Annotated in this window: 30 protein-coding genes; 25 read left to right on the top strand and 5 right to left on the bottom strand. The window is 40.2% G+C overall.

Annotated features, from left to right (window positions below; translation table 11 throughout):
* Positions 1-2 precede the first annotated feature (2 nt).
* The 3 genes from MKZ26_RS03150 to MKZ26_RS03140 all read left to right on the top strand — a co-directional run bounded on the left by MKZ26_RS03150 (position 3) and on the right by MKZ26_RS03140 (position 931).
* Positions 3-398, top strand: coding sequence for a hypothetical protein (locus MKZ26_RS03150; protein WP_340764326.1), 396 nt, complete (start codon positions 3-5; stop codon positions 396-398).
* Positions 398-538, top strand: a complete 141-nt coding sequence (locus tag MKZ26_RS03145) for an XkdX family protein (protein WP_340764324.1) — start codon at positions 398-400, stop codon at positions 536-538. The genes MKZ26_RS03150 and MKZ26_RS03145 overlap by 1 nt, the downstream gene beginning before the upstream one ends.
* Before the next feature lie 99 nt (positions 539-637).
* Positions 638-931 (top strand): hypothetical protein, encoded by a 294-nt coding sequence (locus tag MKZ26_RS03140; protein WP_340764322.1) that lies wholly within the window; start codon positions 638-640, stop codon positions 929-931.
* Between the two features lie 110 nt (positions 932-1041).
* On the opposite strand, the gene MKZ26_RS03135 is transcribed toward MKZ26_RS03140, so the two are convergent.
* Positions 1042-1257: a helix-turn-helix domain-containing protein gene (locus tag MKZ26_RS03135; RefSeq protein ID WP_340764320.1), complete on the bottom strand. Its 216-nt coding sequence runs from the start codon at positions 1255-1257 to the stop codon at positions 1042-1044.
* Positions 1258-1370: 113 nt separating this feature from the next.
* Between MKZ26_RS03135 and MKZ26_RS03130 the strand changes: the two genes are divergently transcribed.
* The 13 genes from MKZ26_RS03130 (at position 1371) to MKZ26_RS03070 (ending at position 9735) form a co-directional block, all read left to right on the top strand.
* Complete coding sequence (locus MKZ26_RS03130; protein WP_340764318.1) at positions 1371-2360, top strand: tyrosine-type recombinase/integrase; 990 nt, start codon at positions 1371-1373, stop codon at positions 2358-2360.
* A gap of 64 nt (positions 2361-2424) precedes the next feature.
* Positions 2425-2694: a hypothetical protein gene (locus MKZ26_RS03125; RefSeq protein WP_340764316.1), complete on the top strand. Its 270-nt coding sequence runs from the start codon at positions 2425-2427 to the stop codon at positions 2692-2694.
* Positions 2695-2696: 2 nt separating this feature from the next.
* Positions 2697-3080 (top strand): hypothetical protein, encoded by a 384-nt coding sequence (locus MKZ26_RS03120; protein ID WP_340764315.1) that lies wholly within the window; start codon positions 2697-2699, stop codon positions 3078-3080.
* Positions 3081-3095: 15 nt separating this feature from the next.
* Positions 3096-3344 (top strand): phage holin, encoded by a 249-nt coding sequence (locus MKZ26_RS03115; protein WP_340764314.1) that lies wholly within the window; start codon positions 3096-3098, stop codon positions 3342-3344.
* Positions 3341-4615, top strand: a complete 1275-nt coding sequence (locus MKZ26_RS03110; protein WP_340764313.1) for an N-acetylmuramoyl-L-alanine amidase — start codon at positions 3341-3343, stop codon at positions 4613-4615. The genes MKZ26_RS03115 and MKZ26_RS03110 overlap by 4 nt, the downstream gene beginning before the upstream one ends.
* A 190-nt stretch (positions 4616-4805) precedes the next feature.
* Entirely contained in the window at positions 4806-5195 is a 390-nt protein-coding gene (locus MKZ26_RS03105; RefSeq protein WP_340764312.1) for a YybH family protein, read from the top strand.
* A 55-nt stretch (positions 5196-5250) separates the two neighbouring features.
* Positions 5251-5637, top strand: coding sequence for a helix-turn-helix domain-containing protein (locus MKZ26_RS03100; protein ID WP_340764310.1), 387 nt, complete (start codon positions 5251-5253; stop codon positions 5635-5637).
* Between the two features lie 144 nt (positions 5638-5781).
* A complete protein-coding gene (locus MKZ26_RS03095) occupies positions 5782-6093 on the top strand; it encodes a hypothetical protein (protein WP_340764309.1) in 312 nt (103 codons plus the stop codon).
* A gap of 179 nt (positions 6094-6272) precedes the next feature.
* Positions 6273-6494, top strand: a complete 222-nt coding sequence (locus MKZ26_RS03090) for a transcriptional regulator (RefSeq protein WP_340764308.1) — start codon at positions 6273-6275, stop codon at positions 6492-6494.
* The gene (locus MKZ26_RS03085; RefSeq protein WP_340764306.1) at positions 6494-7750 is read left to right on the top strand and encodes a Y-family DNA polymerase; all 1257 of its coding nucleotides are present in this window, start codon (positions 6494-6496) and stop codon (positions 7748-7750) included. Before MKZ26_RS03090 ends, MKZ26_RS03085 begins: the two co-directional genes overlap by 1 nt.
* A 13-nt stretch (positions 7751-7763) precedes the next feature.
* Entirely contained in the window at positions 7764-8093 is a 330-nt protein-coding gene (locus tag MKZ26_RS03080; protein WP_340764305.1) for a YolD-like family protein, read from the top strand.
* A 314-nt stretch (positions 8094-8407) separates the two neighbouring features.
* Entirely contained in the window at positions 8408-9493 is a 1086-nt protein-coding gene (locus tag MKZ26_RS03075; protein ID WP_340764303.1) for an MBL fold metallo-hydrolase, read from the top strand.
* Entirely contained in the window at positions 9490-9735 is a 246-nt protein-coding gene (locus MKZ26_RS03070; RefSeq protein ID WP_340764302.1) for a DUF3006 family protein, read from the top strand. Before MKZ26_RS03075 ends, MKZ26_RS03070 begins: the two co-directional genes overlap by 4 nt.
* A 365-nt stretch (positions 9736-10100) precedes the next feature.
* Here the strand turns inward: MKZ26_RS03070 and MKZ26_RS03065 are convergent, their stop codons facing one another.
* Positions 10101-10361 carry a DUF3949 domain-containing protein gene (locus tag MKZ26_RS03065; protein ID WP_340764301.1) on the bottom strand — a complete coding sequence of 87 codons (261 nt, stop codon included), beginning with the start codon at positions 10359-10361 and terminating at the stop codon, positions 10101-10103.
* A gap of 163 nt (positions 10362-10524) precedes the next feature.
* On the opposite strand from MKZ26_RS03065, the gene MKZ26_RS03060 reads away from it, so the two are divergent.
* Positions 10525-10965, top strand: coding sequence for a BrxA/BrxB family bacilliredoxin (locus tag MKZ26_RS03060; RefSeq protein ID WP_067209130.1), 441 nt, complete (start codon positions 10525-10527; stop codon positions 10963-10965).
* Positions 10966-11063: 98 nt separating this feature from the next.
* On the opposite strand, the gene prli42 is transcribed toward MKZ26_RS03060, so the two are convergent.
* Entirely contained in the window at positions 11064-11159 is a 96-nt protein-coding gene (prli42, locus tag MKZ26_RS03055; RefSeq protein WP_156476017.1) for a stressosome-associated protein Prli42, read from the bottom strand.
* 111 nt (positions 11160-11270) lie between these two features.
* Between prli42 and mce the strand changes: the two genes are divergently transcribed.
* From mce to rnz, 6 genes are all read left to right on the top strand, one after another.
* A complete protein-coding gene (mce, locus tag MKZ26_RS03050; protein WP_340764300.1) occupies positions 11271-11681 on the top strand; it encodes a methylmalonyl-CoA epimerase in 411 nt (136 codons plus the stop codon).
* Between the two features lie 4 nt (positions 11682-11685).
* Positions 11686-13233 carry an acyl-CoA carboxylase subunit beta gene (locus tag MKZ26_RS03045; protein ID WP_340764298.1) on the top strand — a complete coding sequence of 516 codons (1548 nt, stop codon included), beginning with the start codon at positions 11686-11688 and terminating at the stop codon, positions 13231-13233.
* A 17-nt stretch (positions 13234-13250) separates the two neighbouring features.
* The gene (locus MKZ26_RS03040) at positions 13251-14372 is read left to right on the top strand and encodes a M20/M25/M40 family metallo-hydrolase (protein WP_340742081.1); all 1122 of its coding nucleotides are present in this window, start codon (positions 13251-13253) and stop codon (positions 14370-14372) included.
* Between the two features lie 14 nt (positions 14373-14386).
* Positions 14387-14863 carry a chemotaxis protein CheW gene (locus MKZ26_RS03035; protein ID WP_067209139.1) on the top strand — a complete coding sequence of 159 codons (477 nt, stop codon included), beginning with the start codon at positions 14387-14389 and terminating at the stop codon, positions 14861-14863.
* A 237-nt stretch (positions 14864-15100) separates the two neighbouring features.
* Positions 15101-16285: a DNA polymerase IV gene (locus tag MKZ26_RS03030; protein ID WP_340764297.1), complete on the top strand. Its 1185-nt coding sequence runs from the start codon at positions 15101-15103 to the stop codon at positions 16283-16285.
* 16 nt (positions 16286-16301) lie between these two features.
* Positions 16302-17240 (top strand): ribonuclease Z, encoded by a 939-nt coding sequence (gene rnz, locus MKZ26_RS03025; RefSeq protein ID WP_340764296.1) that lies wholly within the window; start codon positions 16302-16304, stop codon positions 17238-17240.
* A gap of 139 nt (positions 17241-17379) precedes the next feature.
* On the opposite strand, the gene MKZ26_RS03020 is transcribed toward rnz, so the two are convergent.
* A complete protein-coding gene (locus tag MKZ26_RS03020) occupies positions 17380-17856 on the bottom strand; it encodes a YbaK/EbsC family protein (protein WP_340764294.1) in 477 nt (158 codons plus the stop codon).
* Between the two features lie 351 nt (positions 17857-18207).
* On the bottom strand, positions 18208-19227 hold the full coding sequence (gene namA / locus MKZ26_RS03015; protein WP_340764293.1) for an NADPH dehydrogenase NamA: 1020 nt from the start codon (positions 19225-19227) through the stop codon (positions 18208-18210).
* 439 nt (positions 19228-19666) lie between these two features.
* Here namA and MKZ26_RS03010 point away from each other — a divergent pair, with 439 nt between their 5' ends.
* A complete protein-coding gene (locus tag MKZ26_RS03010) occupies positions 19667-20689 on the top strand; it encodes a serine hydrolase domain-containing protein (RefSeq protein WP_340764291.1) in 1023 nt (340 codons plus the stop codon).
* 66 nt (positions 20690-20755) lie between these two features.
* Positions 20756-21316 carry a GNAT family N-acetyltransferase gene (locus tag MKZ26_RS03005; RefSeq protein WP_340767601.1) on the top strand — a complete coding sequence of 187 codons (561 nt, stop codon included), beginning with the start codon at positions 20756-20758 and terminating at the stop codon, positions 21314-21316.
* Positions 21317-21433: the final 117 nt, after the last annotated feature.

Here is a 21433-nt window from a genome sequence, read left to right as displayed (position 1 = left end):
ATATGATTTTCATTAAAGTTGACGTTAGTAATACTGTATGGTTTACTCACTACAGCCCATTTGACAAAAAACACGGGTTGGGTAAAACTAAAGGCGAATTAGAGCTCGAAGGGCATTTTATTGAATCGATACCAGAGGCTGAATTCGTTGGTGGAAAGTCTCCTATATTGAAATACGACTCTATAAACGGAACAATATTTTATGAATACGTTGACCGTCCTATGACACAAGAAGAAGAATTCGAACAATTAAAAACACAACTATCACAAACACAAGATGATCTAGGAACTTCGTTATTTGAAAGTGCAATGGATAAGGCAAGAATAGCTGATTTAGAAGCTATTCAAGGCGAAATGCTAATGGAAATTGCAATGATTAAAATGGGAGGTGCTCTATAATGTGGTTTAATACAGTCAAACGTTATTACGATAATGGTCATGCGTCTTATACGGATGAAAGTTTAAAAGTATTTGTAAAAGCTAATATGATTATTGCTGAACAGTATACTGAAATTACTGGAATTGAATATGTAGCATAACTAGAAACGCAGCATAAGCTAGCGTTATTTTTTATGTCTGTGAAACTTTTAATCCTTCGGACCGTATATATATGTATTATATAATCAGGAGGTGAAATTATGATAAGAGATCCGCAAGTAGTTCTCTCAGGTGATATTAGCCTAATTGAACCCCCGTTAAATGATATGTACCGTTTTCAGGTAGATGTTGTACAAAGATTAAAAGAAAAACCTGACATTAACCCTGTAGCTATATACGGAATAATAGCATATAACAGAGTTAGTGAGATGTTGATAAATGAAAGCATGAACGCTTCTTATCAGAATGTTTTTCAAGGTACAAGAAGCAGAATAAAATCCCAAGTAAGAGAAATAGTAAACGAGTATATTCTTGACAATAGTTTGGATAGTTAGTTAGAAGTGACGAGTCGGCATATATAGTGCTGGCTTTTTCTATTGTCACATTCGGAACATTATGCGTCGTAATGGAACAGAAAAATATGCATAAAAAAAGAGCTGGCAGATTACTCCGTTTGCTCTTTTTTTAACTCTAAAATATCGGTTATTTCACATTCTAATACTATACAAATCTTCTCTAAGCTATCCAGCGGAAAGTGTAATAAAGTGTTTTGGCACATTTTATTTATTGTAGGCTGTTTTATTCCTGTTAACTCTGCCAACTTTCTTTGTGAAATGTCTTTTTCATCAAGTAACCTTTGAAGATGTATACGGACTGCCATTACGTCACCCCCATTCAAGTTTGTTATAACTTTAAATTATCACTTACTGCTTGCATTGTAAACGGAACCCGTGTACGATAATTTTAAGTTATCAATATGTGGGGGGTCATCATATGCAAGATACTGCTAGATTGGTAAATGACATCAATGTAATTGTAACTATGCTCTGCCCAGAAGTAGATACTATGAAACTAAGTATCCGTCTTGAAGAAGTTGTCAGTAACTATGAGATTCATAGAAAAACAGTAACTGCTATCGAAAAAGATATTGCAGAAAAAGTTGAGTTGTTCATCGCTTCCAAACGCTTGGAAGGATTGAGCGAAGTTTCTCTTAAAAGTTATCGGATTGAATTGGGAGTATTCGAAAGATACTTCTCGAAAGCAGTCGTTCAAATTACAACAACCGATATTCGGCAGTATTTGGCCCGAAATAGTAGTTGGAAAATGAGCACAGTGGACACAAAGCTTTCCATACTAAAAACATTTTTCGGGTGGTTGGTCATGGAAGAAATTCTTTTACGTGATCCTACTTCAAAAATCAATCCACCGCGAAAAGAAAAGCGATTGCCAAAAGGTCTATCCATTGAAGAGTTAGAATTGATTCGTGAAACGTGCAAGTCTTTGCGCGAAAGGGCATTGATTGAGGTCTTTTATTCTACTGGTTGCAGACTTTCAGAATTGGCCAACATGAAAACAGTAGATATTAATATGCAGTCTATGAGCATGAAAGTCATCGGCAAAGGAAATAAAGAGAGAGTCGTGTATCTATCATTTAAGGCGCTATACCACTTAAATAAATACTTGAATGACAGGAAAGACGATTGCGAGTATCTGTTTATCACCCTTAGAAAACCATACCGTGGAGTAGGGAATCGGGCCATTCAAAGAGAGATTGATAAAATAGAAAGTAGAGTAAGTATTTCTAAAAAGCTAACACCACACACCATGCGCCATACGTTCGCTCAGTTAAGTATGGATGCAGGTATCGAACTGTCTGACTTACAGCATCTGATGGGACATAGTAACCCAGGTACCACATTAATTTACTCAAATGTATCGGAAGAGCGGAAGCAACAAGCTTTCAAAAAATATCATGTTCAGTAAAACTTGGAGCGCCCTCATTGGCGTTCTTTTTCTTTACCTGAAAATAGCGAAGGGGGCGTGACTATTGACTGGTGCGCAATTGGGAGAAATGAGCAACTTCGAAATATCCGTTAAAATACTTGATTTTGAACGAAGAATGAAAGAGCAAGAAAGCGATATGAAGTCAATCAAGCCCATCGTTTATGAAACATCTTCAGCGGTTAAGCAAATCGAGAAAAGTGTCAATAAGATGGTGGAAAACAGCGACAAGATGAGGGGTTATTTTCTAAGCGCACTCATTGCAGGGGGCGTCGGAATCGCGTTCTTTGCACTTAAAGCATTGTGGGGGGTGTGATTATGCTGAACGAGAAAATTAGAAAACCGATACCGTATTTTGAAATGTATGTATCATTTCTATCTACGATGTTGGCAATCATCCTGTTAAAAGATGCTACTTTTTTAGATGGGAATCGAACAGTCTACACAATAATGAGTGGAGTTGCTACGCAAGCTGTGTGGTCTATTGCGTTCGCGGTATCAGCGTTGTTGAGCATCTGCGGATTAGTGTGGCGAAGGAAACGATTACGTAAGGTTGGCTTGGTAGCGAGCATCGTGCTATATGCCACGCTTGGATATTGCTATTACGCGGCAGGTAGTTATGTAGGCGCCAGTGCATTTGTGTTGAGTGCTTTATTTAGCTTAATATCTATTTTTGAAGTGGATAGAACAGAATTGAGATAATAGGAGGAATTTTAAATGGATGACAAATTAAAACAATACATCGGATTATTTGGAGGGTTGCTATCAGCAATCCTTTTATTTTTAACCACATTAAACATTGAGTTTGAATGGTTTAATACAGATTCAATCGGTGCATTCGAAGGAGTACTGATTGCGGCAGTACCATTTGCGTTACTCGTATATGGCGTTTACAAAAACTCGTATGTATTCACTGAAAAAGCCAAGAAGCAGGAGCGAGCGCTTAAGCAACGAGGTCTAAAATGACAGCTTTCATCGACATCTTGACCCCATACGCAATAAAACACGGGAGGGCTCACAGAGTCCTTCCTTCTTTGATTATTGCGCAAGGAATACTGGAGAGTGCATCCGGCACGTCTGAATTAGCGACCAAAGCCAACAATCTTTTCGGCATCAAAGCGGGTTCCGAATGGTCCGGTGATATATACACCAAACAGACTTCAGAGAATAAATCGGATGGCACTATCTATTATATAGATGCTGATTTCCGAAAGTATCCAACCCTTGAAGGATGCGTAATCGACTTGGTCTATAAATACGTCAACGGCACAGGTTGGGAGTCTCACAACCGTTACGCAGCAGTATTAAATCAAACGGATTATAAAAAGGCTACAGCTGCAGTTAAAGATGCCGGTTATGCAACAGATGTAAATTATTCTGCAAAGCTTAATGGATTGATAGAGCAATATGAGCTGACTAAATACGACAAGGTGGGTGATAACGTGGTTAAAATCGCACTAGACGCCGGGCACGGTATTAACACAGCAGGCAAACGCACACCAGATAGTGAACGGGAATGGTCCTTCAATAGTAAAGTGTTGCTGGCATGTTCAGCTCGATTGAACAAATACCAGGACGTACAGATCCTCAGGCTGGATGACACGACTGGAAACACAGATGTTCCCCTTACAATACGGACCAATAAGGCGAACGCATGGAAAGCCGACGCACTTGTGTCAATTCATCATAATGCTTTAGTGGGTAAGTGGGGTAGTCATGGCGGTGTAGAAACACTTGTCCAGGAGATTACTGCAAGTAAAGCGTCGAAAGATATTGCGGCAATTATTCAGCCACGCATTGTGCAAGCAATGGAGTTGCGTGATAGAGGGGTGAAACCCAAAAACAACCATATGACACGAGTATCCAATATGCCAGCCATCTTAACAGAGGGTGGCTTCATGGACTCAACAACGGACATCAGCGCATTAAGAAGTGATGCGAAACTGAAAGCGCAAGGCGAGGCTATCGCGGATGGTCTAGCTGTGTACTTCAAGTTGAAATTAAAAGTAACTGGGATACCTGCAACTACACCACCAAAAGAGGGAGTGAGAAAATTGTACGAACCAACATCAAAAGCAATTAAAGATTCAACTGAGGAAGTATTGAAGCAACTGGAAGCGGGTGACAACGGTCTGTCTAGCATTTGGCGTAAGAAACTGAATGACGTTAAGTTGACGGATTCGGATGCTATCGGATTACTTTTTGTGGCTGTCAGTCGGGGATTGTTAAGTAAATAAGATTAAAGTGAAAAGCGGCCCATCCACAGATTCAATTGTGGTAGGCCGCTTTTTTGTTTGTCGAATTAAAGAGGTATCCGTATGAATAAGGACGAATAAAGAATAAAGCTCTGTTCTTATTCAACTAACAGGCAGTATATTTGAGCTTAATTGGAGAATTTAAAATTAACAAGATAAGGAGTGGTGTATTTTGGAACACGAATTAAAGGAGTTTATCGAGAAGTGTGATAAAGCAATAAAACAGGAAGATTTTGATACTCTGAAGAACTACTATACTGATGATGCGATTCTGGTAGTAAAACCAGATATGATTGCCCGAGGAAAAGAGGAAATCAAACAAGCATTTATTAAAATTGCGAAATATTTTAATAATAGTCTTGTCCCAGCACAGGGAGAAATGATTATTCTGGAAGCCGGAGATACTGCATTAGTTATTTCTCAAACACTACTTGATGCCGATAAAAATGAAACGGAATATTCTATGGATAGAAGGGCGACATATGTATTTAAGAAAAATTCGCAAGGCGAATGGCTTTGTGCAATCGACAACTCATATGGTACAGACTTAATCAATAAGTAGACTTTTGTTAAATAGGACCATAGCAAAAGTGGCTCCTCCACAGGTGAAATTGTGGATGGGCCGCTTTATAGATATCTTAAATAATCCTGCAACTACAAATAAAGAAGATGCAGGAATCTCGGAAGGATGGACAATTATGAAGGAAAAGAGTGAGATTTTTTTAAAGTTATATTCTTTATTATTTGGGTCAGGGATAGCCAAAGATTTGAGGCCTGTAAATTGCACGACACTGCTTGCGATAGCGTCATTCATAGACGACAAGGGAAACTGTTGCCCGACACAAGTACATATTGCCGAAGTCACAGGCATGTCTACAACTACTGTGAATAAGGCCGTTAATGCTTTACTGGAGTTCAAAGTAAATGGGAAATCAATAATTACTCGTGAATTTGTTCAGCAAGCACGATTTACATACTCCTACTACACTTTTCACCTGAGTTGACGGTTTACATAGGTAATGTAGGAAACTGGAAGCACAGGGCTTCAGATTAAAAAGATTAAATATTTCTTATTAAACCAAAGGGTCAGGTTAGTTGAACAAGTAATAAGATTTTAGAATTGATAAAACTATGACTGGAGGGAAAAAATGAAAAGAATAATGTTAATGGTTTTAATCCTAATAGCAATTATTACTGCCTTAATTATTCCCTTTTTAAACAGGGCAGATTTTCATGGGGAAATATGGGGTATAGAAGAAAGTAAATTTGTATTGTATCCAATTAACATTAATCCTACAGAACAGTATGATGTTCCTGAAATTCACTTCTCTAAAGACACTGAAGTTGCAGGAAAAATCAAGAGTATCGTGAATTTAAAAAAAGGACAAGAAGTGAAATTGTGGGTAGAAGTTATCGAAGGTCAGAAGGTTGCAAGCAAAATTAAGGTTATTAAAGAGTAATCTTATTAAACTAACGAATGCTTTAGTTCAACAACAGGAGATCGTCAATTGACGGTCTTTTTTATTTGCCCAAATATCTAATGTGTCTGTGCTTAATTGGTAATATTTTATAATTTCCATTTTGAGCTTGCAACAAGAACGAACGTTCTGTACACTAATGAAAAAGGGAGGGAACAAGTGTGCGTAATCAATTAATTAAGTCTACAGAGTATAACGAGTCATTAGATATGATATATCTCGCAAAGGACGGTTCAATCAGCAAGCGAAGAATCAGCGTACTACAGGTGGGTGAGGCATCATTTCGCGCATTCTGTTTCTTACGTAAATCCAAGCGTACTTTTACAATTGATAACGTGCTCGCGCTTGTTCCCGTAATTACGAAAGAGCGTGCGGTTATATGATGGATTACAGTAAATTCTCTAACCGGCAAATAGCCTGTATCGATATGATGAGCTTCTACGCGAGCTGCATGGCTACCTTGCATAATCTTGATGTCCAAACAGTTCCAATTGCGGTTGTAGGGAGTTTCAAACAAAGTGGGTCGGTTGTATTGGCTGCCAGTCCACCCATGAAAAAGAGATTTCGAATCAAGACGGGTAATCGATTATTTGAAATACCAAGTCATCCCGAAATTCGATTATTTGAGCCGAAAATGGCACATTTTCTTGATATGTCAATGGCCATCACTCGCATCCTCCACAAATATGTGCCTGCAGAGGCTATACATGTGTATTCAGTCGATGAATGCTTTATTGATCTAACTGGAACTGAAAAGTTGTGGGGCGATCCAGAACAAACTGTTAAGGATATACAAGCGGAAATACTGGAAACTTTAAATTTACCTTCCACGGCTGGCATGGGACCAAACATGTTAATGGCGAAATTGGCACTTGACTTGGAAGCAAAGAAAACAGGCTTTGCAAAATGGACCTATGAAGATGTGCCGACGAAACTATGGCCAATATCACCATTAAGTGAAATGTGGGGTATTGGCAGCCGGACAGAAAAGTCATTAAACGACATCAGTATATTCTCGGTTGGAGATCTAGCGAAAGCAGATTTGAAAAGGCTCGAAAAGAAGTTCGGCGTTATGGGCAATCAATATTATCATCACGCATGGGGAATCGATTTATCAGAGTTGGGCGCTCCACTCTTGGAAGGTCAAGCGAAGAGTTACGGCAAAGGGCAGACGCTATACAGGGATTACGTAACCCGTGAATCCGTCCTTGTGGTCATATTAGAGATGTGTGAGGACGTTTCTCGTCGGGCAAGAGAGGCAAGAAGAGAAGGCAGGACAGTCCATCTTGGAATTGGTTACAGTAAGCATTCGTTCGGTGGTGGATTTAGTCGGTCACAATCAATAGAAGAAGCTACAAACGATACGCTGAAAATTTACCGGACTTGCATAGCTCTATTTGACAAGTTTCATGATGGTCGTCCAGTACGAAAAATCACGATTTCAATTACCAATCTTGAAGATGAAACGTCCATGCAGCTAAGCTTTTTTGATGAACATAAGGTCCGGAATCGCAAATTAGGAATGGTTATGGATGATATCCGAAATAAGTATGGATCCACAGCTATACTACGGGCTGTGTCGCTAACTGAAGATGGTACTGCAATCGGACGTTCAAAATTAGTTGGCGGTCACAAGTAATGGGAGGATTATCATGATAAGAGATCGAGGTAATATTAAATGGACTGCGATGATGCTATCAGAGCACGTCGCAGAGTTGCAGAAATGGCAAAATGAAGATAATTACGAAGAACGTCCGCAACTTGATGATTTTGATTTACAAGCTATTCAGTACGAAATCGAAGTTGCGAAAAAAAGAGAATGTGCAGTACACGTAAAGTTGTGGGATAAAGGAAAAAGCGTTTTTTACATGGGTGTCATTCGAGAAGTAAATGTTGAGGCGATGTGGATTACGGTTGATAGTCCTTTTGGAAGGGACCGCATGCCGGTATCAGACATCATCAGTGTGCAGATTGCGGAATAGTAGACGGAGGAAAGGCAACCTCCTTGCGATAGAGGTCGCCTTTCGATACGGTGTATTTGATAACGCCGTATCGGTATTCATTTGAATTGTGTGTTCTTTTAAAATATATCAAACGATTCAGTTTATGTCAACAAGGGTAGGAAATAAATAATAAATTCGCAACGACCGACCAAAATTGGTTTGTCGTTCTTATTTGTCGTTAATTGTCGAAATATTAACAGTTGTTTTAAGGTACTGCTAATTCATGTAGACTTTCCCAAATCTATCAACTACCATCAAATATGTAGGCAAATAGAATTAGAGGAGGAACATGAATGACGAAAAAGTATTTATCGATTATCATGGCGTTTATATTAGCCATCAGTTTATTGCCCGCTTCAATTGCAACTGCAGCACCAACTGAATTAAAGGTGCATTTTATCGATGTTGGGCAGGGGGATTCAATTCTAATCCAAGCACCAAACGGTAAAAACATGCTAGTGGATGGTGGTACAAAAGCAGCTGGTGCAAAAGTTGTTTCGTTCCTGAAAGCGAAAGGTGTAAAACGACTTGATTACGTAGTCGCAACACATCCGGACGCGGACCACATCGGTGGATTGATTCCAGTTATAAATGCATTTCCTGTTACGAACTTCATAGACAGCGGGAATGTTCATACTTCGCAGACATATTTCGAAATGCTTGAACTGATTGACAAGAAAAACATCAAGTTTACTATCGCTAAAGAGTTGGACAAGCTTGCATTAGATCCAAACGTAATCATCCGTGTCCTACATGCAGATGAAAATGCAACAGACTCTAATGATGCATCAATCGTTTTAAAAGCAACATACAACAAAGTATCATTTTTACTGATGGGCGATGCGGATACGGCGATAGAAGACCAAATCAGATCAAAGTATGATGTCAAAGCTACTGTGCTTAAAAACGGGCACCACGGATCTGACACGAGCAGTTCAGCAGCATTCATCAGTAATGTTAATCCAAGTATAGCAATTCTAAGCTACGGCAAAAATAACTCATATGGCCACCCGAATCTATCGGTAGAAAGCCGACTGCAGAAAGTCGGGGCGAAAGTATACAAAACGCCACTTGATTGCAATATTACAGTTACCACAAACGGTGTTAAGAACTCTGTAGCAAGTACTTGTAAAAATGGTAGTGTAGTTAAAACTCCAGCACCAAAGCCGACTGTGAAACCTACACCGCTACCAAAGCCAAAGCCAGCGCCTAAACCAGTCACTAAGACGCCAGCGAAACCAAAACCTGCACCATCAACAAGAACTAATTTTAAAAACTGTACAGATTTGAAAACAGTATACCCTGATGGTGTCTCACAAAATCACCCGGCATACCAGTCGAAAATGGACAGAGATAAAGACGGGTGGGCTTGCGAATGACAAAAGTGAAATACACGCTTGATAAAATCGAAGATGGCCAGTATGTCTTCCTGGAACATCAAAACGAAGAGAATCAATTACTCATACCTGCAGCAGAAATTAATGTTGAAATATCAGAAGGAAGCATTGTGTTAATTAGCAAAACAGATTCTGTTTATGAATTCGAAGTATTAATAGAAGAAACCGAAGACATGCGTGATAAAGTCAGTAACTTGCTTGAAAAGTTGAAAAATAAAAAGTGAATAAAAGCAGCCACCGACTCGATTGAGAAGGTGGCTGTTTTATCGTTTTTTCTTTCGGTAAAGCAAATCTACTTAAAAAACATTCGATTTTCAACTGTACCCCAAGGGTACCCCAGAAGAACACCTTACAATATAGTTAAATGCGAAAGCTGAAATTATGTGATATGCTTTAAACACTAGGTATATAAGTATTGCACATATACGATGCTTAATAATATGAGTCCAGTCGAATACTGGGCAAAAGACACACCACCGAAATGGTTATCTTAACCATGCGGGGGTGTTTTTTTATTAATATTGGGAATGAACAGACAAATCAAAGAATATCCATACAGTAAAAATGGTATTGACTTTTCCGACAGCCTTCATCTATTTAACCTTTTGTTGCCTGGATGGCGCATGAAATAAATAAACTGTGCCATTAATGTCGCGGGTAAATTAAAGAGATTACCTTGTAGATTAAGTTGTAACTGTTGCTGTGCAAAACTCATTTCTTCATATGTCTGGTTATGCGTTAAACCAGATTCTTTCAGCTCTTTTTTTGTTGCTGCAATATTGCTATATTGAACTGGAGTCATAACAAGAAAGTAAATCACTATAGCTGAACCAATGATCCAGAATTCCATTACTTCGTTTCCTCTTTTTCGAATTAGTTAGTAGTTAGTATTTTTACGCAAGAAACTGGAAAAGGTTGCATTTTGGGTTATTAATTATTTAGAAATTGATTTTTTGCAGGAAACTCTCAGTCCTGCTATGATAAAGAAGTAAATAGAGAGGGGTTTGATTAACATGAATATGAATTTTGATCTTTATATGAATGATATCCTTAGACAAGCACGTTCAGAGATGGAAGCTAGCGGTTATGAGCAACTGACAACGCCTGAGCTTGTTGAAGATGCGTTTAAACGTTCTGGCACAACACTTGTAATGGTGAACTCGGTTTGCGGTTGTGCAGGTGGTATCGCACGTCCAGCAGCTGCACACGCAGTGCATTATGACAAACGTCCGGATCACTTAGTAACTGTGTTTGCAGGACAAGACAAAGAAGCGACTGCACAAGCACGTATGCTTTTCGGAGAAGATCACCTGCCTTCATCACCATCATTCGTACTTCTGAAAGACGGCAAGCTTGTCGCTGAAGTTGGACGTTATGAAATCGAAGGACATGATCCAATGTCTGTTGTGACAAATCTACAAAGTCAATTTGAGGAATATTGCGAAGAACTATAAGAAAAGTGCTGGGCGTCTGAAAATGAACTTAGGCTAGACATATAATGCAAAAAACAGTCCGTATGTGCTAGATTGCACATACGGACTGTTTTTTGCTTTTACATGATCATGCTAAGACCGAACATAACACTTGAAGCAAGCATTGCTCCAACCATTACCAAAACAACGACTTTCTGTACTTTACGATTGCTCATTAGTCAAAAACTCCTTAAGCTTTATAATTCTATTTTAACAGAATTTATGAATATCACAACATCTAGCCGTTTAATGAGGTAAAATGTACAATAGGGGGAGGGGGAATTGTTATGCAAAAAGTAGACCACGTTGGAATCGCTGTCAAAAGTATCGATGTATCAATAGACTATTACATACATACGCTCGGGCTTACGCTTTTAGCAGTTGAAGAGGTCCCTAGTCAGAACGTGCGCGTAGCGTTCATTGACGCTGGGAATATTAAGCTTGAGTTATTGGAACCACTGGGGGAAGATGGAGCAATTGCGAAATTCATCGAAAAACGTGGTGAAGGAGTTCATCATATCGCATTCGGTGTGACGGATATTCGTTCAAGGATGGCTGAACTGCGGGAAAAAGGCGTTCAGTTACTGCAAGAAGAACCGAAACCGGGTGCTGGTGGAGCCGATGTGGCGTTCCTCCATCCTAAATCATCATTCGGCGTATTGTATGAGCTATGCGATAAAAGCGGCAAAGGGGACTGACAAAATGGATATCTATGATAAAATCAATGAATTGTATGATAGAAAAAGAGTGATTGAACTTGGTGGCGGAGACGAGCGAATTGCTAAACAGCATGAAAAAGGGAAGTTGACCGCAAGAGAACGAATTGACTTGCTGCTAGATCCGAATTCATTTGTTGAATTAAATCCGTTTGTTATCCACCGTACGCGTGACTTTGGGATGGACAAGCAAGTCGGCCCAGGCGATGGCGTGGTAACTGGCTACGGGAAAGTTAACGGTAGACCATTATATTTATTTTCACAGGACTTTACTGTTTTTGGAGGAGCGCTAGGGGAAATGCATGCCATGAAAATCGCCAATGTCATGGATCTCGCTGCTAAAAATGGTGCACCATTCATCGGACTGAATGATTCGGGTGGAGCCCGCATTCAAGAAGGTGTCGTCTCGCTTGACGGTTATGGTGAAATTTTCTACCGTAATGCTATCTACTCGGGTGTTATTCCACAAATATCAGTCATTCTTGGGCCTTGTGCAGGCGGCGCAGTTTATTCGCCAGCCATCACGGACTTTGTATTCATGACGGATGAAACAAGCCAGATGTTCATCACAGGACCGAAAGTAATTGAGACGGTTACTGGGGAGAAGATTTCGTCTGAAGACCTCGGCGGTTCAAAAGTACATAACTCAATCAGCGGGAATGCCCATTTCCGTGGTAAAGATGAGAAGACTGTTCTCGAAAATGTCCGCAAATTACTTGCTTATTTACCACAAAACAATACAGAAAAACCGCCAGTCGCAGCTTATGACGAAGCAGATGATTACCGTGCAAATCTGGCTGATGTTGTGCCCTATGAAACCATTCGTCCATATGACATTCGGAAGGTTATCGAACAAGTCGTTGATACGGATTCCTTCATGGAAGTTCAAGCAGAATTTGCAAGAAATGCTGTCGTCGGATTGGCCCGTATGAAAGGGGAACCGGTCGGACTCGTTTGTAATCAGCCGAAAGTAATGGCGGGTGGCCTTGATATTGATTCATCCGATAAAATTGCACGTTTCATCCGATTCTGTGACTCTTTCAATATTCCAATCATTACTTTTGAAGATGTAACTGGATTCTTCCCGGGCATTAAACAGGAGCATGGTGGTATAATTCGCCACGGTGCAAAAATTTTGTACGCTTATTCGGAAGCAACTGTGCCAAAAATAACGGTTATCCTACGCAAGGCATTTGGCGGTGCTTATGTAGCACTGAACTCTAAATCAATCGGAGCAGATATTGTCTATGCTTGGCCAAATGCTGAAATTGCAGTTATGGGTGCGCAAGGCGCTGCGAATATCATCTTTGCCAGAGAAATTGCCAATAGCGACGATCCGGAAGCAATGCGCGCAGAAAAAATCGAGGAATACCGAGAGAAATTCTCAAATCCTTACGTTGCGGCATCACACGGCATGGTCGATGACGTTATTGATCCGCGTGAAACACGCATTAAACTATTGCAAGCACTTGACATGATGCGCAACAAGCAAGAGACTAGACCGAAGAAGAAACACGGTAATATACCGTTATAATTAAGGGGATGCTTTAAATGAATAAACAAAGACTACTAGAAGAATTTTTGGAACTCGTACAAATTGATTCTGAAACGAAAAACGAACGGGCGATTGCTGATGTTTTAACACTAAAAATGGAAGCACTCGGTTTTGATGTTGAGGAAGATGATTCTGACGATCGCACTGGACATGGCGCAGGTAACCTTATTGCGACGTTGAAAGGGACTACTGAAGGCATCGATCCAATTTATTTCACATGTCATATGGATACTGTCGTTCCTGGTCAAAGTATTAAACCGGAATTGCGTGATGACGGTTATGTCTATTCTGACGGTACGACAATTCTTGGCGCAGATGATAAAGCAGGAATTGCGGCTCTATTTGAAATGGCACGTACATTGAAAGAAAGTGGTAAACCACACGGCGATATTCAATTCATTATAACAGCAGGTGAAGAAAGTGGACTAGTCGGGGCGAAAGAGATGGATGCGTCATTGATTACGGCGAAATACGGCTATGCTGTCGACAGTGACCAAAAAGTTGGCGGAATTGTAACTGCTGCACCTTTCCAAGCAAAATTATGGACGACAATCCATGGCAAAACAGCACATGCTGGCGTTGCACCTGAAAAAGGAGTTTCTGCCATCAATATCGCGGCTAAATCAATTTCTGCAATGTCCCTGGGTCGCATTGACTCAGAAACAACTGCTAATATCGGACGCTTTGAAGGTGGACAAGCAACGAATATTGTCTGTGATGAAGTTCGTATTTTAGCGGAAGCAAGATCTATCAATCAAGAAAAGCTGAATGAACAGATAGAACATATGATTCGTACATTTGAGCGGACTGCTGAACTAATGGGCGGAACAGCTGAAACAGAAGTTCAGCTGATGTATCCAGGATTTAGTTTTGAAGAAGACGCAGAAGTCGTGCAAACGGCGATGAAGGCCATTACGAATATCGGACTAACGCCACAGTTAATGACTAGCGGCGGTGGAAGTGACGGTAATGTATTCAATGGCGCAGGTATTCCAACAGTTACACTAGCTGTTGGTTACGAAGAAATTCACACGAAAAATGAGCGGATGCCTGTTGATGAGTTGAACAAGCTGACAGAACTCTTGCTTGAAATCATCCATGTAACAGCGAATAAGTAAAAGGGGGTAAAAGGATGAGTGATTTAAAAGCAGTTATTGTCCAATGTGGTAACGAGGAATACGCGATTGCAGTTGATACTGTCGTGTCAATTGAGCGTCTTGAACAAATAAACCCGATTCCACATCTTCCTGAATATATGCTCGGACTTATGCGGATTCGTGGGGAACTTGTTCCGATTCTGGATTTTGAACAGATTCTCTATGGTAAAACTGCACAAGGATATGAAGATGCACGTGTTGTTGTAGTTCAAACTGGCAGTTTATACATTGGTTTACTTGTACTGAATGCGAAAGAAATTCTTGATATTCCAGAAAGTGCTTTAACTTCCTCGGGACTTATTGCGTACTCAAGAACACCTTATTTCACAACAGTTGCAAATTTAGAAAACCGAATGATTACCGTTGTCGATCCTGAGATTTTATCCCAAACGCTTGCTGGGATGGATAAAATCGGCGAGTATGTGGAAGCACAACTAGCACAAGAAAAGTAATCTGTAAGCCGGGCAGTGGCATCTGTCCGGTTTTTGCATGTTATAATTAAATATATTAAACAAATGGATACCTAAAAAACTAAGTGAAGGCGCCCTAAATGGGGTAGTCAAAGCCCTAAGAATGGTGGCTAAGTTGCTTGGCTTAGGGCGGGAGATATCCCCCTTGCACCTGAGCGAATTCAATGGCATTCTTTATTTCTACATAAGTAGTATTAAAGTGAAGGAGGGGAATATGTCTTGACGACGGTTAGTGATTCACAAGCAAAGGTCATTCTTCATCTGGATATGAATAGTTTTTTTGCATCCGTTGAACAAGCGCATGATCCTTCCTTGAAAGGTATCGCAATGGCGGTTGCCGGTAATCCAAAAGCACGAAAAGGCATTCTTGTGACATGTTCGTATGAAGCAAGATCGTTTGGCATTTACACGACGATGACTGTCGGTGAGGCGAAACGGCTATGTCCAGATCTGGTAATTGTCCCGCCAGATTTCGAAAAATATCGAATCGCTTCGTCTGCTGTTTTCGACTTGTTACGAACCTTTACTGACCTTGTAGAACCGGTGTCAATTGATGAGGCGTATATCGATATTACTGCGATTGGTGGATTGACCAATGCTGTGAATATTGCATCTGCTATGCAACAACGTCTTTTGCAGGAGCTTGACCTGCCGTGTTCGATTGGTATCGCGCCGAATAAGTTTCTTGCGAAGACTGCATCAGATATGAAAAAACCGATGGGTATTACGATTTTACGAAAGAGGGAAATTGAATCTATCTTGTGGCCACTTCCGGTTATTGAAATGCATGGAATTGGGAAAAGTACAGAGAAAAAGATGAATGAGTTGGGCCTTTTCACAATCGGGGATTTGGCAAAAACAGATGAGATCACCATAAAATCGTCTTTTGGGAAACACGGCATCCGACTACATGAACGTGCAAATGGTATTGACCACCGTCTTGTAGACCCTGAAGCTGCTGAAGAACGTAAAAGTTTTGGCAGCTCAACGACATTACCGGTAGATGAAACTGATTTGGATGAATGCCTGAAGGTTTTCAAATGGTTGGCGTCCAAAGTAGCGGCCCGTCTTGATACTAAACAATTAGCCGGCACAGTCGTCATGATCCAAATACGTACAGCAGACTGGCGTAATCATTCTCGAAGCAGGACGGTCCTTAATCCACTCTATAAAGAACAAGATATTTATAAAGAAGCTGCAGATTTATTTACAAGGCATTGGGATGGCGAACCAATTCGTCTTCTTGGTATTACCATATCAAATGTGGTTATGATGAATGAACTGCATGAACAGCTATCAATTTATAACTTTGAAAAACATGCGAAAGAAGAGACAATGGATACTTTGCTTTCGCAGTTGGAACAAAAATTCGGTCCTGGAACAGTGAAGCGGGGCATGAAATGAAAGGTGGATATCCGTTATGGAACTACAATTTTTAGGAACTGGGGCGGGTATGCCGTCCAAAATGCGTAATACGTCAGCTGTCGTTTTGAATTTATCGGCCGAAGGGGACGGTTATTGGCTATTCGATTGTGGGGAAGCGACGCAACACCAGATATTACATACATCGCTAAAACCACGGAAAATCGGCAAGATATTTATCACGCATTTGCACGGCGATCATATTTTCGGATTACCCGGATTGATTGGCTCGCGCTCATTCCTTGGTGGCGAGGAGCAACTTGACATTTATGGGCCAACTGGGTTGAATGAATGGATTAAGACAACGTTGCGCGTAACCAACACGCATTTAAACTATGAGCTAATTGTTCATGAAATCGGGGAAGGCGTTGTTTTTGAAGATGCCGATTACCGTGTAACGGCGAAAAATTTACAGCATATTATCCCGTGTTTAGGTTATCGGATTGAGCAAAAGCCTCTTCCAGGAAAGTTACTCATCACCAAAGCGAAAGAAGCGGGTGTACCAAACGGTCCGCTACTGAAACAGTTGAAGAGCGGAGAAGATGTGATATTGGAGGACGGGCGAGTTGTTGCCAGTTCGGACGTCACCGGGGAACCGCAAGAAGGATTTATAGTTGCCATTCTTGGTGATACAAATTATTGTAGTGCCGCTGTTGAACTGGCGCAAGACACGGACATTCTTGTTCACGAGGCTACGTTCGATATAGATACGGGAAATCTGGCGAAAGAATATGGACATTCAACAATCGGTGATGCAGCACGGGTGGCGCAAGAAGCAGGAGCTAAAACGCTTATTGCCAATCATATTAGTGCCCGTTTCATGCCTAGCGACGTGGCGCAATTGCAAAAACAAGGGGAAGCCATTTTCCCTGCACTCCATATTGCAGAAGACTTCTCAAGGTTCGAATGGAAAAACGGCGAAGTTATTCGGGACTAAACATGAATTCAGGGTGATATAGGTGCTTTTCAGCCGTGACATCTACTTGAACATAGCAATATCTTATGTGAAAATATGTAAGCTGAAACCCGATTTTTCCTATTGCAGGAAGAATCGGGTTTAGTGTATGTATCAAACATTATTTCACAGAAATAACTTGTCCATTTGTCATTTTCTCGAGTTCATCTGGTGTTAATTGAAATACTACTTTCGGATGTCCAGCAGCAGCCCAGATCGTTTCATACTTGAAAAGATCTTCGTCAATTAAGGTTAGTACAGAGTTTTTATGCCCTAATGGGGGAACCCCGCCAATAACAAAACCTGTGGATTCACGGACAAAATCAGCATCTGCTTTACCTAGTTTGTCATTTAGTGTTTGAGCAACTAGTTTCTCATCAATGCGATTGATTCCACTCGCAACAACTAATAGCGGCTCGTTTGTACTTTTTAGTTTAAAAATAATCGATTTAGCAATCTGCGCGACCTCACATCCTAAGGCATCTGCCGCTTCTTGAGCAGTCCGAGCGCTGTCTGTCAATTTGACGACCTCGTTTGGATGTCCTAATTCCAATAGTTTCTCTTGTACTTGTTTAACACTCGTTGTTAAGTTCTGCATTTATCCCAATCCCTTCAAACATTTTCGTTTAATAGACAATATTCTACAAAGTTATAACCTTTACCTTTATTTTTGGTGAACACTCAGAAAGGTTATATAACTCCATTAGGAGATATTTGGAACTACTACGTAGAATTGAATGAGTTAGACAAATACTTTATCTGGTTCGTGAAGTTTCCACGAATTTTATATCTCGAGTAGGTGAATAAATTATATTTACTATTGGTAGATACCTAAGAGGATACTCTACAGGCATATCACTAAAAAAGTAGTAGTGCGAACCCGTGCCAGGGTTTGCACTACTACTTTTTCATTTATAAATTACTGTCCAATATTGGCAGGATAACTTATTTAAAACATCCAGCCTCGCTCATACTGTTTCGGCGACTGGATCTCAACACGAAGGTCTTTTGCCGCTGTATATGCCCAGTACGGGTCGCGCAATAGTTCGCGTGCCAGCAAAATCATATCGGCACGGCCGTTTTTCAAGATTTCTTCTGCTTGGATACCAGTTGTGATCAGGCCAACTGCGCCCGTTAATATATCGGCACCATCTTTAATTGTTTCCGAAAATTTCACTTGATAGCCAGGAAATGAATCAATTGCGGCTGGGACGACCGCTCCGGAACTAACATCAATTAGATCGACGCCTTGCTCTTTCATCCACTTCGCCATTTCAATGTACGCAACGGACGTCATGCCTCCGTCAGTATAATCATGTGCGGATATTCGGACGAACAAGGGACCTTCCCAAACAGTGCGAACTACGTCGATAATTTCACGTAACAAGCGATAGCGGTTTACTGCAGAGCCGCCGTAATCATCCGACCGTTTATTCGATAAAGGCGACAAGAATTCATTAATAAGATAGCCATGTGCACCATGGAGTTCAATGACGTCAAACCCGGCTTTCTTCGCACGAATTGCACCTTCCTTGAATGCTTGTACAGTCGTTTTTATATCGTCTATAGTCATTTCAACAGGCGATTTATACTTTTCATTGAATGCAATTGCGGACGGTGCATAAATTTCGCCGTCGACTGTCGCTTTACGTCCAGCATGTGCGAGCTGGATGCCCGCTTTCGCGCCCTGCTGTTGCATGAGATGGACCACTTCTGTTAATCCCGCAATATGGTCGTCGCTCCAGATGCCAAGATCTTGTGAAGAAATCCGTCCCGCAGGTTGTACTGCTGTAGCCTCAACAATGATAAGACCAACTTGACCGACTGCACGTGTGGCGTAATGAGTCTTATGCCAATCCTCAATCATTCCGTCTTCGTTATGGCTCGAATACATACACATCGGCGACATAACGATGCGGTTTTTAAATTCAACATCGCGTATTGTAAATGGTTCAAATAACTTTGCCATGTTTTTAACCCCCTAAATGATTAATACGATTAGTATAACAAAGGCGGGAATATAAGGCGGGGGTCCCGACTTGGAAAGATGATTGGCATTAACACGATTTCACTAAAAAGTGTCAGTGAATGGCCCCCTATATAGCAGGAGAAGTTATCATCATTCTAGAAGAGTTATCTATCAAAGGAAATTAGGTGGAAAATGGAGGCTTTATTTGTTATAGATGTACAAATGGAATATTGAGTTTCGGTAATTTTTAAGAGAGCCGTCAATAATCAAGAATGTTATTAAGGATTTCAAGGAGAATGGAAAACCTGTTATTTTCATTAGGCATTGGTCAGACGTAATTGAAGTATTGGATTACGAGGAATTTGTCAAAGAGTATAAACTATCTAACTTACGATGAAGCAAAGATATGACTTAAAACAAATACAGTGGGGGAATAAAAGTGAACATAAAAATTACAGAACAGATTGCAAAAATTCAAAGTAGTAATCATTTCTCAGGTACTGTATTTGTTAAAGATGGGGAAAAGATTTTGGCAGATGTAAGCTATGGTTATGCCAATCGTTCTGAACAATTAAAAAATCAAACAACATCTCGATATGGAATAGCGTCTGGATGTAAGCTTTTCACCTCAATTGCAATTTGTCAGCTTGTAGAAGAAGGAAAACTATCTTTTGATACGACTTTAGGAGAATGTCTTGATTTAGATTTTCCGTATTTAGACGAAAAGATAACCATCCACCATTTACTGACGCATACTACAGGAATGCCAGATTATTTCGATGAAGAAGTCATGGATGACTTTGAGGAACTGTGGGTTAAAAATCCGATGTATCACTTAAGACGTTTGAGCGACTTTTTGCCACTTTTTCAAAATGAGCACATGAAATCTCCGAAAGTAGGGCGGTTTCACTACAATAATGCAGGTTATATTTTGCTAGGTTTGATAGTTGAACAAGTAAGTGGACTTGTCTTTACTGACTACGTTGAAGAACGTATTTTTAAAGAAGCCGGCATGTTAGAATCAGGATACTTTGCGTTTGATGCTCTTCCGCAAGGGACTGCGTTAGGTTATATAGACAATTCAGACGGAACATGGAAAACAAATATTTATTCACTACCAGTAAAAGGCGGTTCGGATGGCGGAGCATATGTAACAGCAAAAGATATGGTTAGGCTATGGGAAGCCTTGATGAACCATCGACTACTAAATGAGGTACTAACCAATCAGTTACTCATGGCTCATACTCAAGTCGATGAAGATAGCTTTTATGGATATGGCATATGGATTAAGAAAAATGAAAAAGGTGTTTTTAAGTATCATGTAATGGGCTATGATCCTGGAGTTAGCTTTCACTCCGCTTATTTTCCCAATTCATCTCAAATAGTTGTTGTATGCTCAAACAAGTCCACAGGAGCATTTGACATAATGAATGGAATAGAAGAGGATCTGACAAGGGTCTAAGCCTTTTAAAAAAAATGACTTGAAACCTTATTAAAATTGACTAAGAGGAGAGTGGGAAAGTTAGATATGGAGATTTTTTTGATTGGGGAATATCTTAAAAGTGAAAGAGTAATAATGCGAGAAATTGAAGAAAAAGATTGGGTAGATGTTCATAAATATGCATCACAACAAATGGTGTGTCAATACCAGCCATGGGGACCAAACTCTGAGGAGGAATCTGAAGAGTTTGTAAAACAAGTTATTATAGATGCCAAAAAGAAACCAAGAAGTCGATTTGTATTTGCCATAATTTTAAGGGGAAACGGAAACATGATTGGGGCAGCTGAGTTAAATATCCAAGATTATAGCAATAAAATCGGAGAAATTGGCTACATTATAAATCCAGATTTTTGGGGAATGGGATATGCAAGCGAGGCAGCGAAACTATTAATTGGAATTGGTTTTGAACAATTCAATCTTCATCGTATTTATGCGACATGCGACCCAAGAAATGTTGCTTCATCAAAGGTGCTAGAGAAAATAGGCATGACAAAAGAAGGTAGAATGCGTGAGGATTTACTACTAAAAGATGGATGGCGTGATTCCCTTTTATACAGTATTTTAGTTCATGAGTGGAGTGGAAAATAGAGTGCTAAATTTTCACCAAAAGATGATAAATGACTTTAATACCGAATCGATTTCTGTGCAAAAAAAACGAGTGAAAGTTACTACTATATATAAATATAGTTTTGACGGATAGAAGGG

The organism is Sporosarcina sp. FSL K6-6792 (genome assembly GCF_038004885.1).
Taxonomy (GTDB): domain Bacteria; phylum Bacillota; class Bacilli; order Bacillales_A; family Planococcaceae; genus Sporosarcina; species Sporosarcina psychrophila.
This window is presented reverse-complemented; position numbering and strand designations above follow the sequence as displayed.